Source organism: Leminorella grimontii ATCC 33999 = DSM 5078, assembly GCF_000439085.1.
Taxonomy (GTDB): domain Bacteria; phylum Pseudomonadota; class Gammaproteobacteria; order Enterobacterales; family Enterobacteriaceae; genus Leminorella; species Leminorella grimontii.
Genome location: NZ_AUUA01000028.1, coordinates 1 through 8,212 on the forward strand (window position 1 = coordinate 1; position 8,212 = coordinate 8,212).

Here is an 8,212-nt window from a genome sequence, read left to right on the forward strand (position 1 = left end):
AATTTAAAATTTCGTTTAAACGTTCTTTAAATATGGTTTGAATGAATAGAGCGTAGTATCAAATGTTTTGTAATTCCCCCGCTTTTGGGAGACTGGTATCAAATAAGCGTTTTCCTCTAACCCTTTAAAAATCCCGCGAATTCCCGTCTTTTTCAATCTAATCCCTAGTATCAATTCTTTTCCTTCCTCACATGTCGGTCGATTCGCTCAACAACCGCAACCTCGACTTCGCGACCCACGTCGTTGAAATCGAACGTAGGCATATCGATGAATACAGCTTCTATCCCGATCGCGACGGCGGCCCCATCTACAGCAGCGATGAGGCCTATGTTGACAACAGCGCCAGCAACCATCTGAAAATGCTGCATGGCCCCGGCAGGGCTGATGACCATTTCTATCAGTACGACTACGAGCGCGTTATCACCGAAGACCAGATCCTGCGCAGCGATCCCGGCCAAATTTTGGCGGGCGGCAATATGATTATCAACGCTGACCGGGTGCTCAACGACAAAAGTGAAATCATCGCGGGCGGCACGCTGGTCGGCAATATTACCGATTTGGTGAATACCGAGCTGAAAGGCGAAAACGTTCTGACCGACAGCGGCATCCTGCACGAGTACTACCGCAAAAAGCGCAAGGGCAGCGACAGCCAAGGACATCGGACTAACAACTACCTGCCCGCACCGGTCATCACCGAAATCGACCTACAGCCGACCACATACTTAGGTAACACCGCCCCCACGGGCAGCGGCCTAAGCGTCGGCCAGAACGTCATCACCTACATCAATGCCAACACCGGTGTCGACGTTAACGGCCCCGGCACTCTGCGCATCGGCACCGTCACCCCCGGCATGCCGGACAACGGCCTGATGCAGCAAACCGGCGATCCGACCGCCGGCTACTACCTGGAGACCGACCCGCGCTTTGCCAACTACCGCAAGTGGCTCAGCTCCGATTACATGCTCGAGCTGATGGCGACCGACCCCAACACCATGCACAAGCGCCTAGGCGACGGTTTTATCGAACAGCGCATGATCCGCGAGCAGGTGGTCAAACTCACGGGAAACCGCTTCCTTGACGGCTATGAAAACGACGAAGCGCAGTATCGCGCCCTGATCGACAGCGGCGTCGACTTTGCCAAGCAGTACGGCCTGGTTCCCGGCGTCGCGCTGACCGCTGAACAAATGGCGCAGTTGACCAGCAACATCGTCTGGCTGGTCGAACAGCAGGTGACGCTGCCGGACGGCAGCATCGTGACCGCGCTGGTGCCGCAGGTGTATATCGTTGATGACGGCAGCCAAAAAGCGCCCTCCTCCGCCCTCATCGCCGGGCGCAACGTTGACTTGACCGTAAGCGGCGAACTGACCAACCGCGGCACCCTGTCCGCCGCCAACGGCCTATTCGTTGATGCGGGCGCCATCAGCAACCTCGGCGGCAGCATGCTGGCAAACGACCTGTGGCTGAACGCCGCAGGGGACATCAACCACCTCGGCGGCCTGCTGGCGGGCAATAACAGCGTCACCATAGTCGCTGGCGGCAACATCTACGCCGCCAGTCAGACCGTTCGCACCGAAGGCGCACAGGGCTTTGTGGAAAACATCAGCCGCGTGGCCGAAATTCGCGTTAACGGCAACGGTCAGCCATCCGAAACGGGTAAAGGCAATGGCGAACTGACCATGATTGCCGGTGGCGACATGACGTTGACCGCAGCCGCTATCAGCAATCAGGCTGAAGGCGGTCAAACCTATCTGTCGGCAGAAAACATCACCCTCAACACCGTGACCGAATCGTTCGAACAGAACAACAAATTCGACGGAGACAACTGGCTCAACCGCAGCGGCAGCGCCGAGGTCGGCACCGTCATCAAGGCGCAGGGCGACATCACCCTTGATGCGGGCAACGATATTCACGCCCGCGCCGCCAGCATGACGTCGGACAAAGGCGACATCGCGCTGTACGCTGGCAGCGACATCACCATTGAGTCTGGCCGCAGAACCGACCACACCGACGCCGCTCATAAGAGCAGTGGCAAGAGCGGCGGCGGCAACAGCGTGTCGCTCACGTTAAAAGACACGGTGGATGAAAACAGCGCCATTGGAAGCCAGCTGTCTGCCGAGAACGTCACCCTCAACGCCGGGCGCGATATCTCGTTCACCGGCTCGAACGCCGTCGCGACGAAGGACGTTGACCTGTCCGCCGGGCGCGATATCACCATTCAGGCGGCCCACGAGGAGTACAGCAACCGCCACTTCCGCGAGGAGAAAAAGTCCGGCGCATTCACCAGCGGCGCGACCGTCACCTTTGGCAGCCAGTCGCAAAGCTACGACAACACCGCCTCCGGCACCGAAAGCTACGCAAGCACGATTGGCGCGCTTGAAGGCAACGTCAACATCAACGCGGGCGGCAGCTATCGCCAGACCGGCAGCCACGTCAAGGCGCTGGGGGGCGATATCGGCATCACCGCTGGCGACATCACCATTGAGTCCTCCGCCGACGCCTGGCAGAAAAAGAGCATCTACACCTTCAAGCAGGACGGCCTGACGATGGGCGTCTCCAACCCGGTTATCAGCGCCATCCAGACCGCGCAGGACATGCACAAGGCCAGCCAAAATACCGACGACCCGCGCATGCAGGCCTTGGCCGGAGCAACCACCGCGCTGGCCGGTTACAACGCAGCCAGCGCCGTCGCCAGTCAGGGCGCGGGCGGCGGCATCAACATCAGCATCACCTACGGCCAGAGCCGCTCGGAGGACGTCACCAAAAGCTGGGGCGTTAACCAGACCAGCAGCACAATGCAGGCAGGCGGCAACGTCATCCTTAACGCCAACACCAAAGACGGCAGAGAAGGCAGCGGCAATATCCGCGTCACCGGCAGCGACATCGATGCAGGTAAGAACCTCGGCCTTATCGCCGAAAACGACATCCTGCTCAACGCCGCCGACAACACCAACAGCCTGCGGCGCGACAGCGAGAGCTACAGCTGGGGCGCGGGAATAGGTATTGCCATCAGCTCCAGCGGTTGGGCTGCTGGCGTTACCGCCAACGGCAGCCTGGGGCGCGGCGAGGCCGAAGGCGATGACGTATATCGCACCAACAGCCACCTGACAGCTGGGGATACCCTGTTTATCCAGAGCGGCGGCGATACTACCCTCTCTGGCGCTGCGGCCAAGGGCAGCAGCATCATCGCTGACGTCGGCAAGAACCTCACCATCGAAAGCCTGCAGGACACCAGCTCCTACAAGAGCGACGACTGGAACGTCGGCGGCAGCGTTACCGTCGGCTTTGGCGGTGCTTCCGGCAGCGTCAACTTTAGTCAGAACAAGGTCGATGCCGACTTCAAGAGCGTGACCGAACAAAGCGGCCTGTTCGCCGGTGACGGCGGCTTCAACGTCTACGTTGGCGAGCACACGAGCCTGACCGGCGCGGTGATTGCCAGCAGCGACAAAGCGGCGCAGGACGGCAACAACCAGTTCAGCACCGGTACTATCGAGACCAAAGACATCAAAAACCACTCCAGCTATGACGCCTCCGGCTTTAGCATCGGCGGCGGCTACAGCGTCGGCGATGGCGGCATGAGCAAAATAGGCGGCGGCGGCGGCGGCAGTTCCACGGCCTCTTCCGGCATAGGTAAGGACCAAAAGGGCAACGCCACCACCGGCGCCAACGCAGACCCGTCCACCAAGCAACCTGAAACCGGCGGCTGGAGCGCCACTACGCCGATTTATATGAGCGCCAGCGATAGCGACAGCAGCACCACTCGCGCGGGCATCAGCGGCGGCGACGTCACCATTCGCGACGAAGCGGGCCAGCAGGCCCGCACCGGCCAGACGGCGGCGGAAGCCATCGCCAATTTGAATCGCGACGTCAGCAGCGACCGCGACGGCACTAACGCCGTCGATAACCTGTACGAGCGCGATAAGAAGAAAATCGACGCCGGGTTTGAAATTACCCGCGCCTTCCAGAACGAGGTCGGCACCTTTGTGGTGAACAAGGCCAAGGAAGCCGACGCGATTAAGAAGGGCCTGGAAAAGCAGGGTATCGACCCGGAGACCAACGCCGACTACCTTGAAGCCCTCAAATGGGCACCCGGCGGCGAGTACAGCCAGGTTATTACCGCCATCACCGCCGCCACCGGCGGCAACATCATGGGCGGCATGGACGGGCTGGCCCAGGCGGCGGTGTTGAACTACGTGCAGGGCATGGGCGCGCAGGAAATCAAGAAGCTGGCGGACAGCATTGGCGAAGGCACGGTTGAAGGCGAAGCCGCCCGCGCTGTTCTGCAAGGCCTCGCCGCCTGTGGGGCGCAGGCTGGCCAAGGCGGCGACTGCGCCAGCGCCGGGCTGGGGACGGCGGCGGGGGTTATCGCCAACGCCATTCTGGATAACTGGGATAAAAAACCAGAAGACATGACCTCCGAGGAGAAGAAGGCGCGGGAGGACCTGATAACCGGCCTTATCGCCGGAGCGGCTGGAGCAACCGGCGGAGATGCGGGAAGTGCGGCGGCTGGGATGCAGATCGAGCAAGAATTCAACCACCTTACCACCGGCGAAAAGCAGGTACTTCAGGGTAAGGAGAAGAAATATGCAGCCACCTGCCAAGGAGAAAGCGCCGGAAGCAGCACCTGCCAGGAACTTAAGCAGGATATCGACAAGCTTAAGGAAAAAGGCGGCAGTATTGATAAAGTTGAAGAAAGTGAATTCGGCCCGGACTTCCAGCTCGCAGGCACAGAGCAAACCGAGCATAAGCCGGGAGACGTTGTTCAGTGCGTGAACTCCAGCAACGGCTACTGCGTCGTTACCGATCAATCGACAAACAATGACCGTGAGTGGGTACTAACAGACGCAGATGAGGTTCAGGCGATAGCCGCCAAGCATCAGAACGGCAATGCGGAAGACTTTATCAAGGAACTCGGCGCGGCCTATTTCAATGCTGGCTGTGGGTTGCCGGGGGCGGCGTCGACGATTTGTCAGACATATCGGGCCGCGGGTGGAGCCAACCCAGTTGATGGTAAGGAGCCGACCGATGCGGAACGAGCTGCCTGGGCGGTTGATGCCGCACTGAACATTGCCGGAGGTTACGCAACTTGGAAATCGACGAAAAGTTCAACTGGGACTATTGAACAAACAGAGTTATCCGCCGCTGACATTAACCGAATTAAGGAAAACGTTGCTACCAGCAAAAATGCACGTGAATCGTCGAACTTTGAGCAACATGTTTCGAAGGAAAATGCTTTAAGTGTAAAAGATGTGACAGATAAGACTCTTATCTATCATGAGAACTGGGGAGGACATACAATTCAGAAACATGTAGGTAAATCTGATGCTCAATTACTAGACAGATTTAAAACCGAACCTGATATTGCTGCATCTTCAACATTTAAAGATTTATATACTGCCGATAAGGCCATAGGAAATGGGCTTGCAGCTAATCAAAAAACAATAGCTAATTGGTTAAACAGCGATAAGAATAGATTAGTCATACAACACACAGAGAATTTTGAAGTGGGGAGAGTGATCCCGAATGGTGCTACTCAATCGCATAGTTCTAATAAACTAACAATTGTTATAGATAGAGATCCTTCACTACCCGGAGGCTATCGCATACATACTGCTTATCCAAAATAGACAAGGAGAAATAATAGTGGGGCAGGAAAACATCAATTACCTATTAAGCGCATATTTTCATCAAGATTGGCGTTGCGATGCAAATAGCGCTGATGAAATAATAATCAATTTCAAGAAGTCTGAGTCTCCAAAAACTGTTGAAAAACTGAGGGATGAAGTAGATAACTTGTTATTACTAAATCAAGAAATAGGCCAAAATTTTATCTATGAAAATGATGGAAACTACAACCCTAACACTGACGGCCTAAGTGTTACTGAATGGTTTAAAAGGATATTACAGCTCTTAACTGAACCTTAGTTGTATTAGCTCAGCGAGCCTGCACACCATCCTGTGTACAGGCTCTAATGCCACTTGATCGGTACCCGAATCCAAATGGCCCCATCACAAAGTCCCACCTCAATCGAGGGGTTGCCAATAACCCCCAGCGAGCTAAGCCATCGTCCAGCCAGATACAAAGAACCATCATCCTGAACCCTATCGGCAGCCACGTCCGCGTCTGAGTTGTCGAGCAAAGACTCCCATAAAACCTCATTTTGAATCGGCGTCACCCACAGGGTGTTATCTCGCAATAAAATCCGAACGGGCGTTTGCGCCAAAAAGCCGTTATTCGCCAACGCGGGGCCGCTCAGGGTCAGTTCAGGCATCAAACTATCGTGCGTATAGTTTATTTTCATCGCGCCTTGTTCCACTTTTTGCATAATTAGTCCCTGTTACATCCCATTTTCTGCGAGACATCTCCACACTTCAAATAAACCTCGTTGTCGTACAAAGATCTACACGATATCGTCTTGCCGTGCCTGAGAAATCGGGTACCGGGATTAGCCTCCTGCCTATAACCCCCCTGATGACATATGATTATTATGTCGTGCGTCCAGCTCTGGAAGCGATATACTGTCGCTTCTCTATGGTGGGCTGGATGAGGGCGCCGCAAGGTGCGCCGGTATCCAGTGGGGCCGGTAAGGCTAACCTCGTCCAGTTCACCACCCGCGAGATTAGCCTCTCCAGTGGTGGCAATATCAATCCCCCCCTGGAGGCTGCCTTATGGCTACAACCCCTACCCAAACACACCCGCTGCTTTCTATCCCTGTCAGCGCCGCAACAGATTTCATCTCACTGGCCGACTGCTACGAACAGTTTGCTGAAACCCTAACCGAAAGCAACGATGCGACGCTTCGCTTTGCACTCTGCGGGCGGCTCATCGCCTGCCTTACTTGGCTTCAAGCCATGCAGAATGATCCCATACCACCTCATCTGATTGAGCGCCTAACCGTTAACGCACTTCCTACGACGTCGCCAAGCTTTAAGCCAGACACTGAGCAGCTGTGCGGCTACTGTCTGACGTTGACACCGCTTTTAACCAGCCAAACTCTGTCACCCGCGTCAGAGCAAACGCTCTCAGATCTGCTATTTGGGCTAATCGGCTACCTCGCCGCTGAACTTAAAGCCCCTCGCTGGATACGAACTGCCGATGGCGTGAAGCTGATTGAGGAGGATGCGCAATGAAACAACAGGACTGGCATTCTGCCGACGTGATCGCAGCGCTAAAAAAGCGCGGCACATCGCTTGCCGCCGTTTCACGCAATGCGGGATTAGCCTCTTCCACACTGGCTAATGCCCTAATGCGTCGATGGCCCAAGGGGGAAAGGTTGATTGCAGAAGTGCTCGGCATCCCTCCAGAGGAAATCTGGCCTTCTCGCTATCGTTAATCAGAAACTCAAAAATCTTTTTGTTGGTGAAATAGATAATAGCGGCAGCGACCAATGTTGCCGCTATATCACAGAGTCAACGCTCATCTGGAAACCGCTCCTCATTTCGCCGAGCAGCGACTGGCGAGTGATACTCTGCTCAATGGGCAGGCGGCAGCTATCGCCAGACCGGCAGCCACGTCAAGGCGCTGGAGGGCGATATCGGCATCACCGCTGGCGACATCACAATTGAGTCCTCCGCCGACGCCTGGCAGAAGAAGAGCATCTACACCTTCAAGCAGGACGGCCTGACGATGGGCGTCTCCAACCCGGTTATCAGCGCCATCCAGACCGCGCAGGACATGCACAGGGCCAGCCAAAATACCGACGACACCCGCATGCAGGCCCTGGCCGGAGCCACTACCGCGCTGGCTGGCTACAACGCGGCCAGCGCGGTAGCGCAGAACCCACAGCAGGCGGGCGGCATCAATATCAGCATCACCTACGGCCAGAGCCGCTCGGAGGACGTCACCAAAAGCTGGGGCGTCAACCAGACCAGCAGCACCGTGCAGGCGGGCGGCAACGTTATCCTCAACGCCAATACCAAAGATGGCAGAGAGGGCTCCGGCAATATCCGCGTCACCGGCAGCGACATTACCGCCGGTAAAAACCTCGGCCTTATCGCCGAAAGCGACATCCTGCTCAACGCCGCCGACAACACCAACAGCCTGCGGCGCGACAGCGAGAGCCAGAGCTGGGGCGCGGGCGTCGGCATCGCGCTTGGTTCTAACGGCTGGTCTATCGGTTTTACCGCCAACGGCAGCCTGGGGCGCGGCGAGGCCGAAGGCGATGACGTATATCGCACCAACAGCCACCTGACAGCTGGGGATACCCTGTTTATC

7 protein-coding genes are annotated in these 8,212 nt (G+C 56.6%); 6 read left to right on the top strand and 1 reads right to left on the bottom strand.

The window, feature by feature from the left end:
* The first annotated feature begins 191 nt into the window (after window positions 1-191).
* Window positions 192-5,624: a hemagglutinin repeat-containing protein gene (locus G544_RS20935; protein WP_051155821.1), complete on the top strand. Its 5,433-nt coding sequence runs from the start codon at window positions 192-194 to the stop codon at window positions 5,622-5,624.
* Between the two features lie 16 nt (window positions 5,625-5,640).
* Entirely contained in the window at window positions 5,641-5,922 is a 282-nt protein-coding gene (locus tag G544_RS0117680) for a contact-dependent growth inhibition system immunity protein (protein WP_036024485.1), read from the top strand.
* A 44-nt stretch (window positions 5,923-5,966) separates the two neighbouring features.
* On the opposite strand, the gene G544_RS20940 is transcribed toward G544_RS0117680, so the two are convergent.
* Entirely contained in the window at window positions 5,967-6,323 is a 357-nt protein-coding gene (locus G544_RS20940; RefSeq protein WP_051155822.1) for a hypothetical protein, read from the bottom strand.
* A 218-nt stretch (window positions 6,324-6,541) separates the two neighbouring features.
* On the opposite strand from G544_RS20940, the gene G544_RS22765 reads away from it, so the two are divergent.
* The 4 genes from G544_RS22765 to G544_RS0117700 all read left to right on the top strand — a co-directional run.
* The gene (locus G544_RS22765; RefSeq protein ID WP_176582788.1) at window positions 6,542-6,775 is read left to right on the top strand and encodes an ash family protein; all 234 of its coding nucleotides are present in this window, start codon (window positions 6,542-6,544) and stop codon (window positions 6,773-6,775) included.
* Window positions 6,667-7,128: a hypothetical protein gene (locus G544_RS0117690; protein ID WP_027275821.1), complete on the top strand. Its 462-nt coding sequence runs from the start codon at window positions 6,667-6,669 to the stop codon at window positions 7,126-7,128. Before G544_RS22765 ends, G544_RS0117690 begins: the two co-directional genes overlap by 109 nt.
* The gene (locus tag G544_RS0117695; RefSeq protein ID WP_027275822.1) at window positions 7,125-7,331 is read left to right on the top strand and encodes a helix-turn-helix domain-containing protein; all 207 of its coding nucleotides are present in this window, start codon (window positions 7,125-7,127) and stop codon (window positions 7,329-7,331) included. The genes G544_RS0117690 and G544_RS0117695 overlap by 4 nt, the downstream gene beginning before the upstream one ends.
* 293 nt (window positions 7,332-7,624) lie before the next feature.
* The coding region (locus G544_RS0117700; protein ID WP_027275823.1) for a hemagglutinin repeat-containing protein at window positions 7,625-8,212 on the top strand (588 nt) is incomplete at its 3' end.